Origin of the sequence: Shewanella sp. S1-58-MNA-CIBAN-0166 (assembly GCF_040310085.1) — a bacterium.
Lineage (GTDB): Bacteria > Pseudomonadota > Gammaproteobacteria > Enterobacterales > Shewanellaceae > Shewanella.
In genome coordinates this window covers 14,652-30,497 of the sequence record NZ_JBEOPN010000030.1, presented here as the reverse complement: position 1 = coordinate 30,497, position 15,846 = coordinate 14,652, and the positions used below count along the sequence as shown (strand labels likewise).

The following is a 15,846-nucleotide window of genomic DNA, read 5'->3' as shown; positions in this document are numbered from 1 at the left end:
ATGAAGCAAAAGCTACTCATTGTTGATGATGAACAGTCCATATTACGAGCGTTAAAAAGATTGTTCACGCGTGTAGGTTATCAAGTATTTATTGCTGATAACGGTAAAGAAGCCTTAGAGATCATGTCTAAAGAAGCATGTCCTGTCGTTATTTCAGATTATCGTATGCCTATGATGAATGGGTCTGATTTACTGCTAGCAATAAAATCTATGCAACCTAATACGGTGTGTATGGTGCTTAGTGGTTCGTCTGATTTTAATTCTATATTAACGCTGCTTAACTCTCGTACTGTATTTCGTTTTTTACAAAAACCATGGGACGACAATGCACTTGTTATTGAGGTCGAGAAGGCCTTTTGTCAATACCACAGTAAACAACAAAGAAGTATTATTGCCGATCTACTCGCCAGCAGTGATGAAGCTGTAATCGAGCTTTTTCCACATGGTCAAATAGGTAGGTTCAATGGCTTATCTAAAAAGATACTTGCAATAAGAAACGAAAATACATTATTAAATGATCTGTTTCCGTATTGTACTGATCGTTGCATTGACTATTTATTTAGCCCTAACGTTGAAACCCCGACATTACAAACGACTCAAGGCGAAAGTGTTATGTTTAGCCTTAAGCATGTGACCGATAATTCTAGATTTTTTTCCATTTCAATGGCATCAGACGTTGATAATAATGTCCTTTGTGAGTCAAAAACGCTAATCGATCAAACAAGTTTATTAAGCACTGCGCAAACATTACTTGAGACAGATAAATCATTTGCTTTGGTGGCTATACATCTAAAAAATTATGGCTATTGGGCTGATATGCTAGGCGATATTGATTCTGTTGCATTATTTAATGAGATACACACAACATTAATAATGGAATGTGAAAGGTTTAATCACCGAATATCTGTATTACCGAATGAATATTTTGTGATTCTTGTTGCTAACTATGTATCGGAGATTGAATTACACAGTCAACTAGATAATATTTTTTCATCGTTTACTGACAAAAAATATGCTGAAAAAACCGTACGCATTGAATTTACGATTAGCTATTGCATTGCTCCAAGCGATGGCGCGAGTGCACAGCAGTTATTCAGTAATGCATTGGTCAGTAACAGACTGCATAGTAATGGAAACTCTCATTTTTACATGCGTTTTGACGACTCTATCATCGAGCAGAAACGCAAACAATTATTTACAAGTAAAGCCTTATATCATGCCATTGAAAATCAAGAGTTATTTTTAAACTTTCAACCTAAGTACGATTTAAGATTACGTAAAATTGCTAGTTGTGAAGTACTGTTACGCTGGAATAGTCCAGAGTTAGGAATGGTCTCTCCAGACGTATTTATTCCAATAGCGGAGCAAGAAGGGCAAATTATTGAAATAGGCTACTGGGTAATTGAAAAAACCTGTTTAGCGATTTCAAATTGGCTTAAAAACGGAATCGTTCTCGATCATGTTGCTGTTAATATCTCTGGAAAGCAATTATCTGAACCCGATTTTATACCAAGAGTCGAAGCGTTATTGAAAGGTTTCGATATCGACATGTCAATTCTCGAATTTGAATTAACAGAGTCATGGTTGGTTGATAATATTGAAGAAAGTGCAGAGAAACTGGCTAGACTTAAAAAAGCAGGGATCAGTATTGCGATTGATGATTTCGGTACGGGCTATTCATCTTTGTCTTATTTATCAAAATTGCCAATCGATGTGCTTAAAATAGATCGGTCTTTAATCATCGACATTGCGAGTAATTTAAACACTCAAAGCATGATCGCTAACATTACTCGTATGGCCCATGATTTAGGTATGAAAGTGGTGGTTGAAGGAGTAGAGTATTTTGACCAAATTCCAATTCTTGAACGGCTGAATTGTGACATTATCCAAGGATATGTTATTGCTCGCCCTCAAATAGAGGAGCAGTTTATTTCTTTAATTTCTGATCCTAATTTTTCAGTTGCCAGATTAATGGGTGATTTATGAAAACATTAACTGTACTGTTTATTGATGACGATATTTTTATGCTTAAAGCGCTAAATAGAGTCGCAAGTCGTCTCAAACCACATTGGCAATTTTATTTATGCAGTGATCCACTTCATTGGCAGCAGGCTTTGCCTGATGGGGCCATTGTCGATACCGTGATTTGTGATTACTTAATGCCAGATATTAATGGTGATGAGCTGCTAAAACAGGTTTCTCAAATAATGCCGTCGGCATTACGGGTGTTATTAACCGGTGACACCGCCGAGGATGTTGTGTCTAAAGTAACAGAAATTGCCCATTTTGTGTTGAAAAAACCTTTTACACAACAAGACATAAATGATGTTTTTTGCTCATTAGAACACTTAAATACCCTAGATATAGAACAACCTTTACGAAATAAACTGGGTCGTATCGGGTACTTTTTTGCATTACCAGATATCGCGAGACAAATTCAGTCTATGTTCGCCAATGAAGAAGTTGATATCTCTCATGCCGCGGACATAATTCACCAGGAAAGTGTTATCGCTGCCAAGCTGATACAAATTGCAAACTCAGCTTTCTTAGGCTACAGCCGCAAGACTGTGAGTTTGGAAGAGGCCATAAAACGTTTAGGTCTTAAAATGACTGAAACGATCGTTGTTAGTATGGTCGTTGATCAAGCATTAGCCTTAAGAGTGCCAGAAAAAGCACATAAAAAAATTAATGAATGGTCATTTAATTATTCTCGATTATGTCGTCAGTTAAGTAAGTCGATGGGATTTAGCATTGAGCAGCAAGATGTTGTTTTTATAGCTGCTTTACTCAGTGGTATTGGTCATTTAGTGCTAATGTCTGAAACAAACGAGCATGTTGATTTTGATTCAGATGACACTCATACCATGCTTGCAGATGCGACTGTATTGACGGTTTATATCTTGACACTTTGGGGTTACCCACTTGATCTATGTGAACTGATTTTAATGCAAGATAAACCGGATTTTAATGCCACAGGATTAAACGTGAATACTCTGGGATTAATTTTGTATGTTGTCAATTTATCATTAACTCATCAACTCGATGAACCGTCAAAAAATGAGCTGTTAAATTTAGTTGTCGATGTCGATATTAGGCAATGGATCAGCAACTCTTAGTGTATAAAATTGATTGAACAGTATTTAGGTTTATTAGGTGAACATATCAATTTACTGCAAGAACACAGTTTGATGGATAATTACCTGCAGTGTTAATTAAACGGCAATATATAAGGGGCATGCCCTTATATATTGCGTGAAAAAATATAGTTGGCATTTAAGCTCAATCATTACCTATATGAATGTCAATTTTTCTCTATGCGAGTATTTGTTGCCGCAATAATCATTTTGTTTCTAAGCCATTTGTTAGCCGGTTCTTTGTCGACGTTAACATGCCAATATAAATGCACGCCAATATCAGGTAATTCCACTGGCATAGGGTAAATAGCAATATCAAGCATCTTGCTATACATAGCTGCGGCGGTTTTAGGTAATGTGAGCAACATATCGTTATTTAAGATGACTTGGCACGCTGATAAAGCATGCTGGCAACGTAATGAGATTTTACGATGCAAACCAATGCGAGAAAGTTCAAAATCTTCCAAGCTAGGGCCCGTTGAGCGAGATGAAACTAGCACGTGATCTAACCGAAGGTAAGTATCTAAATCAAGTTCTGGTGTAATAGCTGGGTGGTTTTTACGAGCAACAACAACCAGTTGGTCTACTTCTAATTGGGTGTGCATAATGTTATTGCTGACAGGGATTAGGGTATCAATTGCCAAATCAATATCACCGCTGGCAAGTTTGTTTTCGAGTTCCGTTCGTCTGACCCTTTTATTACTGCGTAAATTGATTGCCGGAGACTCTAACGACAAACTTTGCTGCAATATCGGTAAATAGTAGGGTTCTAACGAGCCATGTAATGACAGTGAAAAACTCTTACGTGAGGTTAAGGGTTCAAACTGCCGCGATTGTACTAAACACACCTGTAGTTGATGTAATGCTTCGCGCACGTCATCAATGACATTCTTTGCCACCGGTGTTGGCCGCATTTCATTGCCTTGCCTGATAAACAAAGCATCATCAAAATGAGTGCGTAATTTACCTAATGAATGACTCACTGCTGGTTGCGATAAATTTAGCACTGACGCTGCTTTGGTTATGTTTCCTTCACAATAAATCGCATCGAAAACCACAAACAAATTCAAATCAATTTTCATACTCACTCCAGTGATCTCACGGTGTACGTTGAGAGCACCTCAACTCATATCTGCTATTTTTGATCTAACATCTACTATTTAAATTATAAATAGTAGGGTATTAGAACTATTCATTTGTTCAATTTAGATGTTGCTATTAGCATAGTCAAGTAGATTCGGTGCAGTACAAAAAATAGCTAAATATACGCTAAAAGTATTCATTATTAACATCTACTACAGATATTCGAAAATAATTCAATATTGCTTTCAAGGTTGTTAAACCTAGATTAACGACAATCTAAACAATGAGTTAAACAGTGAGTTAATTTTTTACTTTTGTATTGAACCATCATTTTAATCAGTTAGAGACCTAATATGGCAGCAATTTATTTGATTCGACACGGGCAGGCATCTTTTGGAAGCACTGATTACGATCAACTGTCAGATAAAGGTAGCCAGCAAGCGACAATATTAGGTCAGTACTGGCGCGCTAGGGCTATCCCCAGCAAGTTTTATAGTGGTGATTTATTGCGTCATGGCCAAACGTTAACCAGCTTTGTAAAAGGATACCAAGGTGAATCAACACCCATGATTATCCATTCTGGCTTTAATGAATTTGACCATGTAGATATTTTAAAAAAGTACAATGACCAGTGGCAAAACTTTGCAGAAATGAGTCTAGAAATTAGTCAACGTAATGAACCGAATAAAACGCTACAAAAAGAATTTTCTCAAGCACTCAGTCGTTGGATTGCTGGTGATAAAGATCATGAATACAAAGAGAGTTGGCCACAATTTAAAGCGCGTTGTATTCGGGCTCTGCACAATATTATTGAACAAGAATTAGCAAAAAAGCGTGAGATTACTACCGCTGGAAATAACACAAAAAAATCAAAAGACATTTTAGTGTTTACTTCAGGAGGGACTATTTCAACAATCGTGCAACACATTTTACAATTAAACGATCAGCAAACATTAGCCTTGAATCAGCAGGCTAGAAATACAGGTGTCACTAAACTGTTATTTTCTGAAAACATGTTGAGTGTTGATTATTTTAATAACTACAGTCACTTAGAGCAGGCTGGCGACGACTGGGTAACCTTTAGGTAATCACGAGGCTCTTTAGCGCTTTGAACCATTAATCAAAAATATAAAGGAAAAAACATGAACAATGTCAATTTGTTTGATTTAACAGGGAAGGTTGCCTTAGTGACTGGTGCAAGTCGTGGTATTGGCGAAAGTGTTGCCAAACTATTAGCTCAGTACGGTGCTCATGTGATTGTATCAAGTCGAAAAATTGAAGCTTGCCAGATAGTGGTTGATGAGATTGTTAAAGCCGGCGGCAGTGCACAAGCCATCGCGTGTCACATTGGCGACATGGATCAAATTGATGCTATTTTTGCAGCCATTACAGAGCAACATGGCAAACTAGATATTCTGGTCAATAACGCTGCGGCTAACCCATATTTTGGTCACATTATTGATACAGACTTAATCGCCTTTCAAAAAACCGTCGACGTTAACATTCGTGGTTACTTCTTTATGTCGACTAAAGGCGCAAAATTAATGAAAGACAGTGGCGGTGGTTCAATCATTAACGTGGCGTCTGTTAATGGTGTTATCCCAGGAGATTTCCAAGGTATTTACTCTATTACTAAAGCGGCTGTTATTTCAATGACACAAGCATTCGCTAAAGAATGTGCCCAATTCAATATCCGCGTGAATGCTCTATTACCCGGCGGAACAGATACCAAGTTTGCTTCTGCGTTAGTTGATAACCCAGCCATTTTGAAACAAATGATGCACCACGTGCCTATGAAGCGTGTGGCTCAGCCAGATGAAATGGCCGGCACTGTGTTGTATCTCGCATCTAACGCATCAAGTTACACCACAGGTACCGCCATCAATGTCGACGGCGGTTATCTGATTGGGTAATAGATTGATTAGTATAAGAAAAAATAGATAAAAAACTATAACACGCTAGGACATCCACATGAACAGTGACAAAAATACCAGCATCGATAAGTTATTTGAATCATTTAACACTAAATCGCTGTCACTCAAAAACAAAACCGTTATGGCACCAATGACACGTGCGTTTTCACCAAACTATGTTCCTAATAAAGATGTTGCAGCATATTACCGCAGACGTGCTGAGGGTGACGTGGGATTAATTATCACCGAAGGCACCTTTATTTCTCATAAAGCGGCCAACGGTTATGAAAATGTACCTGCAATTTTTGGCGAAGCAGCATTAGCAGGCTGGAAACACGTAGTGGATGAAGTGCACGCCGCAGGTGGCAAAATTGCTCCACAGCTTTGGCATGTGGGTTCAGTAAGAAAACCTGGAATTGGACCAGATAAAGAAGCACCAGCCTATAGCCCATCAGGTTTATATAAACCCGGTGCTAAAAACGGCGTCGCAATGACCCAGGATGATATTAATGAAGTGGTTGCCTCTTTTGCACAAGCCGCATTAGATGCCAAAAACATTGGCTTTGATGCCATTGAAGTACACGGCGCGCACGGTTACTTAGTGGATCAGTTCTTTTGGGAAGGCACTAACCAACGTGATGACCAATACGGTGGTTCGTTAGAAAATCGAACTCGCTTTGGCGTTGAAATTGTTAAAGCCATTCGCGCCGCAGTGGGTGAGGAGTTTACGATTATCTTCCGCTTTTCACAGTGGAAACAACAAGATTACAGTGCAAAACTGTGTCAAACCCCTGAAGAGTTAGCCACCTTTTTAGGTTTGCTAAGCGATGCTGGCGTCGATATTTTTCATGCCAGTACACGCCGATTCTGGGTACCCGAGTTTGAAGGTTCAGATCTTAACTTAGCAGGTTGGACCAAAAAGCTCACTAATAAGCCCGTCATTACCGTTGGCAATGTAGGGTTAGACGCTGACTTTATTGGTGAAGGCAATGCCGATTTATCTGGCACGTCTAATCCAACTGGCATTGATGAGTTATTAGTGCGTTTAAATAATGACGAATTTGATTTAGTCGCAGTTGGCCGAGCCTTGTTAGTCGATCCGCAGTGGGTCAATAAAATTAAACACAAAGCCATCGCGGAGATTAAACCGTTTAACAAAAAATCATTAACGTCACTCAGTTAACGTTTGCTGATCTGCTTGAGTCTTAATTGAAATATTAAGCCTCACTCTAGCACTGCTATTACACCGTAATGACCAATAGAAGGGTAGAACATGAATTTTGAATACAGTGAAAAAGTTCAAGCATTAATCAAACGTGTAACCGATTTTATGGATTTGAACGTGTTTCCGGTTGAAGAAGAAATGCACCGACAGGTAGAGCTTGATCCTTGGTCAACGCCTCCGTTAATGGAAGAATTAAAAGCCAAAGCGAAAGCACAAGGATTGTGGAATTTATTTCTGCCTGTGGCGTACGGCAAATACAGTGCAGGATTGACCAATTTAGAATATGCACCACTGGCTGAAATTATGGGCAAAGTGATGTGGGCGTCAGAAGTGTTTAACTGTGCGGCACCCGATACCGGCAACATGGAAGTATTGGCTAAATACGGTAATGAAGCCCAGAAAAAACAATGGCTAGAGCCATTGCTGGAAGGCAAAATTCGATCCGCATTTGCGATGACAGAACCAGAAGTTGCCTCAAGTGATGCGACTAATATTGAGTTAAGCATTGAACGTGATGGTGACGAGTATGTCATTAATGGCCGCAAGTTTTACATCAGTGGCGCGTGTCGTAAGCAATGCGAAATTATGATTGTGATGGGCAAAACAGACCCAACCAACAGCAATCGTTACATTCAACAATCACAAGTGCTTGTGCCAATGAACACCCCGGGCGTGACGTTAGTGCGGCCAATGAAAGTGTTTGGTTATAACGACGCTCCCGAAGGTCACGGCGAAGTGACGTTTACCAATGTCCGCGTACCGGTTGAAAATATTATTGTTGCTGAAGGTAAAGGTTTTGAAATTGCCCAAGGCCGCCTTGGCCCTGGACGTATTCATCACTGCATGCGTTCAGTTGGTATCGCTCAGCGCGCATTAGATTTAATGTGTAAACGCGTTGGTGAACGTATTGTGTTTGGTCAACCGATGATCAAGCAACAGTCGGTTCGTGAAGACATTGCTAAATCTGCCTGCCAGATTGAACAAGCCCGCTTAATGACCTTAAAAGCGGCGCAAAAAATGGATACCGACGGCAATAAAGCCGCCAAAGAACTGATTGCCATGATCAAAATTGTCGCGCCGAATATGTCACTTGATGTGATTGACCGTGCTATTCAATGCCATGGTGCTGTGGGTGTGAGTCAAGACACCTTCTTAGCACACGCATGGGCTGGACAACGTACTTTGCGTTTAGCCGATGGTCCAGACCAAGTGCATATGATGCAGTTAGGCCGTGATTTAGTGAAAAAGATTGCAGAGTAATTCGATACGTTGCAGACATTGAGCAACAGATTGAAACGCATTACTGCGTTTCAATCTGAATGCCGTGTCACCAATCAGATGGCAATCATTGAGTCATAAAATTGGATCGTAAACACTGATTCAAGCTGACTAATTTTAATGACTGCGATCCAATGACTGCAATCTAATGACTAAGAATAACAACAAGAGTATTGCTAAATGCCCCAAGTATTATCAATTAATAATCAACAGCTGACTGCTTACTTAGAAAATCAAGTTGAGGGTTTTGAAGGCCCGATTACCTTAGAAAAGTTTGCCGGCGGTCAGTCTAATCCAACATTTAAAGTCACCGCAAAATCGGGTGTGTATGTATTACGCCGTCAACCTTCAGGCAAGTTATTAAAGTCTGCTCATGCGGTAGATCGCGAATATCGGGTTCTTAATGCATTAAAAGACAGCGAAGTTCCGGTCGCAAAAGTATTCCATCTGTGTGAAGACATCTCTGTTATCGGTTCGATGTTTTACTTAATGGAATATTGCGATGGCACCGTTTATTGGAGCGCATCGTTAGCTGAGATTGGCACCAATGAGCGCCGCTCAGCCATGTATAACGAAATGAACCGAGTATTAGCTGCATTGCACAGTGTTGATGTGAATGCGGTTGGCTTAACTGATTATGGTAAAGCAGGAAATTATTTTGAGCGTCAATTAACTCGCTGGACATCACAGTATCGGTTGACCGAGCTTAAAAAAATACCCGCGATGGACCAGCTAAGTCAGTGGCTTGAAGATAATTTACCCGAAGATGATGGCCGTGTGTGTTTAGTCCATGGCGACTTTAGATTAGACAACATGATGTTTGCCAAAGATAAACCACAGGTTATTGCGTTGCTCGACTGGGAATTATCGACATTAGGTCATCCATATGCCGACCTTGCTTATCAATGCATGCAATTACGTATGCCAGCAGGAATGGGCAGTATTGATGGTTTAAAAGACGTCGACCGTGGCAGCTTAGGCATTCCGACTGAACAAGAATATGTCGATTTATATTGCCACCGCATGGGCATTGAACGGATTGAAAAATGGGTGTTTTATCTTGCGTTTAGTTTCTTCCGTTTAGCGGCAATTGCCCAAGGAGTGGCAAAACGCGCTGCAGAAGGCAATGCATCAAATGAACATGCTAATAAAGTAGGATCGTTCGTTGAACCGCTTGCACAAATGGCGTTGCAGGTTGTCGCACAAGAGAAATAATAGCGTTCTATCAACGACATCTACCGTGATAACGCGACGTTAACACTCATTTTAATCTTTAATACTTAATACTTAATACTTAAGATTTCAGCTAAAAACAAATGATAAAAAATTGATAAACAGACACTCAATATAACAATAAGACCATCAATTACAGGAGTTACTCGCATGGATCCATTATTAGACTTTACGGGCAAAGTCGCCGTTATTACGGGCGCAGCACAAGGTTTTGGTAAATTATTGGCCGAAGAGTTAGCCAAACGTGGCGCTAAGTTAGTCATCAGTGACATTAACGAAGCTGGCGTGCATCAAGTGGCAGATGCTATTGCCGCGACCGGTGCTGAAGTGGTCGCAATGAAATGCGATGTGTCCAAAAATGAATCTTGTAAAGCGATGGTCGATACCGCGATTGAATATTTTGGTCGAGTGGATATTGGCGTCAATAATGCCGGTATCGCGCACGAGTTTATGCCGCTGCATCACATTGATGAGTCCATTATGGACCGCCAATTTGCTGTCAACGTCAAAGGTGTGCAATTTGGCATGCGTCATCAAATACAACAAATGCTTAAACAAGGCGAGGGCGCCATTCTCAATGTCAGTTCAATGGCCGGTTTAGGTGGCGCTGCTCGAGGCAGTGCTTATTCTATGGCAAAACATGCTGTTATTGGTTTAACCAAGACGGGTGCAGTTGAATACGGCCGCGAGAATATTCGTATTAATGCAATATGCCCATTCTTTACCCTAACGCCGATGGTGACCAACTTTGCTGACGAAGAAAAGCAAAAGAAAATGGCCCGTGGCGCGCCAATGAATCGTTTAGGTGAGCCAAAAGAAATCGTCGCGGTGATGTTAATGATGTTATCACCCGCCAACACCTATATGACAGGACAATGCATTGCGGTTGATGGCGGCGTGTCAGCGTTTTAAGCCTCAGTGGGCAGTCAGCAAATATTTGTCACTATCCATTTAACAATACATTGTGAGCAGATGTCATGACATCTGCTCAGTAACAAGATAAGAAGAGACTATTATGCCTGCAACGTTAATGAATGAACGCGATCTTGAATTTATGCTTTACGAACTGTTTGACAGTGAAGCGTTAACGAGCCGAGCGCGTTATCAAGATCACGATCGCCAGACCTTCAATGAAGTCGTCACCACGGCTAAAGCGATCGCAGAAAAATACTTTCTTCCTATCCGTCAAAAACTTGATACTCATCAACCAACATTTGATGGTAAAAAAGTGCATATCATCCCAGAGCTTAAAACCGCGATAGATGCGGTTAATGAGTCTGGTATTGGTGCTGCAACAGCTGATTATGATTTGGGTGGTATGCAATTACCGCCGATTATCGCCAGTGCAGCAGCCTCATTTTTGAGTGTGGCTGGCGGTGTGGGTATGGGTTACAACATGTTAACCACAGCCAACGCCAACTTGTTGCAAGCACATGGCAGTCAAGAACTGATTAACACTTGGGTTAAACCCATGCGTGAAGGCCGTTTTATGGGCACCATGGCCATGACGGAACCGGGCAGTGGCTCAGCGTTAGGCGACTTGATTACCAAAGCGGTAAAATCGGACGACGGTACTTATCGCATTACTGGCAATAAAATTTATATCTCAGGCGGCGACCATGATTTAAGCGAGAATATCGTTCATTTGGTGTTAGCACGAATTCAAGGCGCACCAAAAGGTGTTAAAGGTATTTCGTTATTTGTGGTACCTAAGTTTTTGCTTAATCAAGATGGTTCCGTCGGTGAAGACAATGAAGTGGCTCTCGCTGGGCTATTTCATAAAATGGGTGGCCGCGCGCAAACGTCTACTGCACTGAGTTTTGGTGAGAAAAATGGTTCAATTGGTTATTTAGTCGGTGAAGAACATTGCGGTTTAAAGTACATGTTCCACATGATGAATGAAGCTCGCATTATGGTGGGTACCAGTGGTGCGGTATTGGCTGTGGCCGGTTATCAATATTCAGTCGATTACGCTAAAAACCGTCCGCAGGGTCGACTACCCTCGTGTAAAGACCCGCAATCCCCAATGGTCAACATCATTGAACATGCTGATGTAAAACGCATGTTATTAGCACAAAAAGCTTATGCCGAAGGGGCAATGGCGTTAGTGTTGTATGGGACTCAATTAAGTGATGATGAGCGTACTGCAGACACCGTTGAACAACGTGAGCATGCCCATACCTTGTTAGATTTTTTAACCCCAATCATTAAAACCTGGCCATCTGAATATGGCCCTAAAGCTAACTCTTATGCTATTCAAGTTATGGGCGGGCATGGTTACATCAATGAGCATCCAGTTGAGATGTTCTATCGTGATAACCGTTTAAATCCGATTCATGAAGGCACCACGGGAATACAATCGTTAGATTTGATTACCCGTAAAGTGCCGATGAATAAGATGCAGGGTTATAAAGCTACCCTGCATGAAATTGTCCAAACCATTGAGCAAGCCAAACAATACGACAGCTTGAGCGAATATACCCAGAAGCTAAGCGAAGCGGTAGAGACATTAACGCTGACAACTGAAGCGGTACTCAACGGCATGGCGACGAAGAATATCGATTTAGCCTTAGCCAACTCAGTTAAGTACTTAGAGTTGTTTGGCCATGTGATTATTGCGTGGTTATGGCTTAAGCAAAGTATGGTTGCTACCAAAGCCTTAGCACAGCAACCGCATCAAGCAGATGAGTTTTTCTATAAAGGTAAGTTACAGGCATCGCAGTATTTCTATCGCTTTGAATTACCCAAAATTGCGGTGTGGTCATCTCTGTTGATGAGTACTGACAGTACCAGTTTTGACATGCAAGCCGACTGGTTTTAACCTAAATTGAATGATGTACAAGTTGGTCATAGTCATCATAGGTTATCACTGACTGAGCTGAGTTATTTATAGGTAGGTCGATTCCCTAGATGAGTATTACCAGTCAGACTTTGCCTATAGTTGGATTTTGATTCGCGAGGTAATTTCTCAATTCTAGCTAGTATAAATCCTTTATTATTAACGCATTACTCATTAATTGGGTAATGCGTTTTTGTTATAATCTCCCTGACGTATTACTTCCTTTCAACACGCTAGACTATTCATATTGCGAATGTCTTGGTATCAAAACTATTCATTTGTTTAATGTGTCCACCCCAACTAGCATGAGATATCGCTTAAATTTCATTCATGGACAGTACCTGAACGTACAAGAGGAAAGGGAACAATGCCGACAGTCATCAATCGTAACGACATCACAAACTATATTGGCTTCCAAGCCGAGCCAACAAGCTGGTATCAAATAACTCAAAATCAGATTAATCAGTTTGCGGATTGCACACTGGATCATCAGTTTATTCACGTAGATGAAGAAAAAGCCAAAGCGACGCCTTTTGGCTCGACCATTGCCCATGGCTTCCTGTCACTTTCCATGCTGTCACATTTTGCTGAAGAATTTAGCGTCATCATTGACGGTTTTTATATGGGCTTGAATGCCGGTTTCGATAAAGTGAGATTTTTACAGCCGGTTACCGTGAACAGTCGCATTAGAGCACACGCTAAAACTCTTTCGATTGAAGAAAAGAAACCAGGGCAGTTCCGTTTATCAACCGAAGTGACCATTGAAATTGAAGGTGTTGATACCCCAGCATTAGTGGCTGAGTGGATTTCTGTGCAAATGGTCAAGTAGATTTCTATCATTTGTCACCTTCACATGAACACAAAACAACAATAAAAAATCAAAAAAAGCGTTAAGGAAACATTATGACGATCAGTTTTGCAGGACAAGTAGCCATAGTCACAGGTGCCGGTAATGGTTTAGGTCGCTCTCATGCGTTGGAACTCGCCAGACGTGGTGCTAAAGTGGTGGTAAATGATTTAGGTGGCGCACGTGATGGAAGCGGCGCATCTTCTTCAGCATCGCAAGATGTGGTTCGTTTAATCGAAGAAATGGGCGGTGAAGCCATTAGTCATGGTGCAAACGTCGCTAATTTTGAGGAAGTGCAAGACATGGTGCAACAAACCATGGACAAGTGGGGCCGCGTTGATATTTTAATCAATAATGCTGGAATTTTGCGCGATAAGTCGTTTTCTAAAATGACCTTAGATGACTTTAAGTTAGTCATGGATGTCCACGTGATGGGCTCGGTTAACTGCACCAAAGCAGTGTGGGAAATCATGAAGCAGCAAAATTATGGTCGTATTGTGATGACCACATCGTCAAGCGGCATGTACGGTAATTTTGGTCAGTCTAATTATGGTGCAGCCAAAATGGCCGTGCTTGGGTTAATGAATACCTTAGTGCTTGAAGGTGCAAAAAATAATATCCACATCAATGCGCTAGCTCCCACTGCGGGGACGCGTATGACTGAAGATTTAATGCCTGAAGAAATCGTTAAAGCCTTCGCGCCAGAAGCGGTAACTGCGGGGATGTTGACCTTGTGTGATGAACACGCGCCAAACCGCTTTATTTTATGTGCCGGAGCGGGTGGTTATTCAAGTGCCAGTATCTTTGAAACAGAAGGTTGTTTTATCCCTAAAGCATCACAAACCCCAGAAACGGTGCGTGACAACTGGGAGAAACTCACTGCGCAAGATAATCAAAAAGCGTTGAAATCTGGTGCTCAACAAGGCGAGAAGTTTGTGATCAAGGCGATGGCATTTATGAAATCGCAGCAACAGTAAATGATTCTAATGTAGGTTGAGCTGTTTCGTTAACTGTTCTTGTGATTATGACTAATACTTAGCTCAACCTCAAAACCTGATTAAATACATGTCTTAGAAGACATATAAACAAGGAATTATTATGAGAGAAGCCGTCATTGTATCTGTAGCGAGAACCCCCATTGGTAAGGCGTACCGCGGTGCGTTTAATGATTTATCTGCTCCAACATTAGCTGCAGTTGCTGTTAATGCAGCCGTTGAGCGTGCGGGTATTGACCCAAATGAAATTGAAGATTGTATTTTTGGTGCTGCACTAACTCAAGGTAACCAAGGGATGAACTTTGGTCGTCAAGTGGCAATGGCGGCAAAACTGCCTGTGTCTGTGCCAGGTATGACTGTCGACCGTCAATGTTCATCAGGGTTAATGTCTATTGCTATCGCTGCCAATTATATTGTTTGTGATGGCGCCAACGTGGTAGTTGCTGGCGGTTGTGACTCAATCAGCTTGGTTCAAAACGATAAAATGAACATGCACCGAGCGGTCGACCCAAGTGTTAAAGCTTATCGTCCAGCGATTTATATGCCGATGCTTGATACCGCCGAAGTGGTTGCTAATCGTTATGGCATCTCGCGTGAAGCACAAGATGCTTATGCATTAATCTCGCAACAACGCACTGCTGATGCACAAGCTGCAGGTAAATTTGATGACGAAATTGTGCCTGTTACGTGTACAAAATTGGTGATGGATAAAGCCAGCAGTGATATCACTAAAGAACAAGTCACCTTAACTCAAGATGAAGGTAATCGTCCTTCAACCAATATTGAAGGCTTAGCGGGTTTAAAAGCGGTAAAAGATAACGGCTCAATTACTGGCGGTAACGCATCGCAACTGTCTGACGGTGCTGCCGCTGTTGTGGTAATGGAACGAGAACTCGCTGAGCAACGCGGTCTTAAGCCGTTAGGTGTTTACCGAGGCATGGTGGTTGTAGGTTGTGAGCCAGATGAAATGGGCATAGGTCCAATTTTTGCCATTCCTAAGTTGCTTGAACGTCATAGTTTGAATATTGATGACATTGGTTTGTGGGAAATCAATGAAGCGTTTGCGGTTCAGGTCATTTACTGTGCAGAAAAATTGGGCATTCCATATGATCGTTTAAACGTCGACGGGGGCGCAATTTCTATTGGTCATCCTTATGGCATGAGCGGTACTCGTATGGTGATGCACGCGTTAATTGAAGGTAAACGTCGTGGTGTTAAATACGTCGTGATCAGCATGTGTATTGGTGGCGGTCAAGGTGCTGCAGGTTTATTTGAAGTGTTGTAAAGCTGGGTGTAGGT

General features: G+C 41.3%; 13 protein-coding genes. 12 read left to right on the top strand and 1 reads right to left on the bottom strand.

All coding sequences use genetic code 11. The features are described 5' to 3' along the window. Nucleotides 1-1,986 (top strand): EAL domain-containing response regulator, encoded by a 1,986-nt coding sequence (locus tag AAEY99_RS16720; RefSeq protein ID WP_335691949.1) that lies wholly within the window; start codon nt 1-3, stop codon nt 1,984-1,986. After that, nucleotides 1,983-3,116: an HDOD domain-containing protein gene (locus AAEY99_RS16715; RefSeq protein WP_351011280.1), complete on the top strand. Its 1,134-nt coding sequence runs from the start codon at nt 1,983-1,985 to the stop codon at nt 3,114-3,116. The genes AAEY99_RS16720 and AAEY99_RS16715 overlap by 4 nt, the downstream gene beginning before the upstream one ends. Before the next feature lie 185 nt (nt 3,117-3,301). Here the strand turns inward: AAEY99_RS16715 and AAEY99_RS16710 are convergent, their stop codons facing one another. After that, on the bottom strand, nt 3,302-4,216 hold the full coding sequence (locus AAEY99_RS16710; protein ID WP_101087170.1) for a LysR family transcriptional regulator: 915 nt from the start codon (nt 4,214-4,216) through the stop codon (nt 3,302-3,304). A gap of 354 nt (nt 4,217-4,570) precedes the next feature. On the opposite strand from AAEY99_RS16710, the gene AAEY99_RS16705 reads away from it, so the two are divergent. The 10 genes from AAEY99_RS16705 to AAEY99_RS16660 all read left to right on the top strand — a co-directional run bounded on the left by AAEY99_RS16705 (nt 4,571) and on the right by AAEY99_RS16660 (nt 15,832). Next, nucleotides 4,571-5,305: a histidine phosphatase family protein gene (locus AAEY99_RS16705; RefSeq protein ID WP_351011278.1), complete on the top strand. Its 735-nt coding sequence runs from the start codon at nt 4,571-4,573 to the stop codon at nt 5,303-5,305. Nucleotides 5,306-5,359: 54 nt separating this feature from the next. Beyond that, nucleotides 5,360-6,130, top strand: a complete 771-nt coding sequence (locus AAEY99_RS16700; protein ID WP_192114954.1) for an SDR family oxidoreductase — start codon at nt 5,360-5,362, stop codon at nt 6,128-6,130. Nucleotides 6,131-6,188: 58 nt separating this feature from the next. Continuing rightward, a complete protein-coding gene (locus tag AAEY99_RS16695; protein WP_192114953.1) occupies nt 6,189-7,313 on the top strand; it encodes an NADH:flavin oxidoreductase in 1,125 nt (374 codons plus the stop codon). Between the two features lie 90 nt (nt 7,314-7,403). Further along, nucleotides 7,404-8,615, top strand: coding sequence for an acyl-CoA dehydrogenase family protein (locus tag AAEY99_RS16690; protein ID WP_351011276.1), 1,212 nt, complete (start codon nt 7,404-7,406; stop codon nt 8,613-8,615). Between the two features lie 198 nt (nt 8,616-8,813). Then, nucleotides 8,814-9,848, top strand: a complete 1,035-nt coding sequence (locus AAEY99_RS16685) for a phosphotransferase family protein (protein WP_351011274.1) — start codon at nt 8,814-8,816, stop codon at nt 9,846-9,848. 168 nt (nt 9,849-10,016) lie between these two features. Then, entirely contained in the window at nt 10,017-10,778 is a 762-nt protein-coding gene (locus AAEY99_RS16680) for an SDR family NAD(P)-dependent oxidoreductase (RefSeq protein ID WP_351011273.1), read from the top strand. Between the two features lie 103 nt (nt 10,779-10,881). Beyond that, on the top strand, nt 10,882-12,687 hold the full coding sequence (locus AAEY99_RS16675; RefSeq protein ID WP_351011271.1) for an acyl-CoA dehydrogenase: 1,806 nt from the start codon (nt 10,882-10,884) through the stop codon (nt 12,685-12,687). A 385-nt stretch (nt 12,688-13,072) separates the two neighbouring features. Next, nucleotides 13,073-13,534: a MaoC family dehydratase gene (locus AAEY99_RS16670; protein WP_351011269.1), complete on the top strand. Its 462-nt coding sequence runs from the start codon at nt 13,073-13,075 to the stop codon at nt 13,532-13,534. Nucleotides 13,535-13,608: 74 nt separating this feature from the next. Next, nucleotides 13,609-14,529, top strand: a complete 921-nt coding sequence (locus tag AAEY99_RS16665) for an SDR family NAD(P)-dependent oxidoreductase (protein ID WP_350978449.1) — start codon at nt 13,609-13,611, stop codon at nt 14,527-14,529. A 121-nt stretch (nt 14,530-14,650) separates the two neighbouring features. Continuing rightward, nucleotides 14,651-15,832 carry an acetyl-CoA C-acyltransferase gene (locus AAEY99_RS16660; protein ID WP_101087179.1) on the top strand — a complete coding sequence of 394 codons (1,182 nt, stop codon included), beginning with the start codon at nt 14,651-14,653 and terminating at the stop codon, nt 15,830-15,832. The last annotated feature ends 14 nt before the right edge of the window (nt 15,833-15,846 follow it).

Bases quoted from the DNA above. Each gene is read 5' to 3' on its own strand.
- AAEY99_RS16685 (WP_351011274.1), top strand. From the start codon at position 8,814: ATGCCCCAAGTATTATCAATTAATAATCAACAGCTGACTGCTTACTTA.
- AAEY99_RS16670 (WP_351011269.1), top strand. From the start codon at position 13,073: ATGCCGACAGTCATCAATCGTAACGACATCACAAACTATATTGGCTTC.
- AAEY99_RS16700 (WP_192114954.1), top strand. From the start codon at position 5,360: ATGAACAATGTCAATTTGTTTGATTTAACAGGGAAGGTTGCCTTAGTG.
- AAEY99_RS16720 (WP_335691949.1), top strand. From the start codon at position 1: ATGAAGCAAAAGCTACTCATTGTTGATGATGAACAGTCCATATTACGA.
- AAEY99_RS16690 (WP_351011276.1), top strand. From the start codon at position 7,404: ATGAATTTTGAATACAGTGAAAAAGTTCAAGCATTAATCAAACGTGTA.
- AAEY99_RS16680 (WP_351011273.1), top strand. From the start codon at position 10,017: ATGGATCCATTATTAGACTTTACGGGCAAAGTCGCCGTTATTACGGGC.
- AAEY99_RS16710 (WP_101087170.1), bottom strand. From the start codon at position 4,216: ATGAAAATTGATTTGAATTTGTTTGTGGTTTTCGATGCGATTTATTGT.
- AAEY99_RS16705 (WP_351011278.1), top strand. From the start codon at position 4,571: ATGGCAGCAATTTATTTGATTCGACACGGGCAGGCATCTTTTGGAAGC.
- AAEY99_RS16665 (WP_350978449.1), top strand. From the start codon at position 13,609: ATGACGATCAGTTTTGCAGGACAAGTAGCCATAGTCACAGGTGCCGGT.
- AAEY99_RS16660 (WP_101087179.1), top strand. From the start codon at position 14,651: ATGAGAGAAGCCGTCATTGTATCTGTAGCGAGAACCCCCATTGGTAAG.
- AAEY99_RS16715 (WP_351011280.1), top strand. From the start codon at position 1,983: ATGAAAACATTAACTGTACTGTTTATTGATGACGATATTTTTATGCTT.
- AAEY99_RS16675 (WP_351011271.1), top strand. From the start codon at position 10,882: ATGCCTGCAACGTTAATGAATGAACGCGATCTTGAATTTATGCTTTAC.
- AAEY99_RS16695 (WP_192114953.1), top strand. From the start codon at position 6,189: ATGAACAGTGACAAAAATACCAGCATCGATAAGTTATTTGAATCATTT.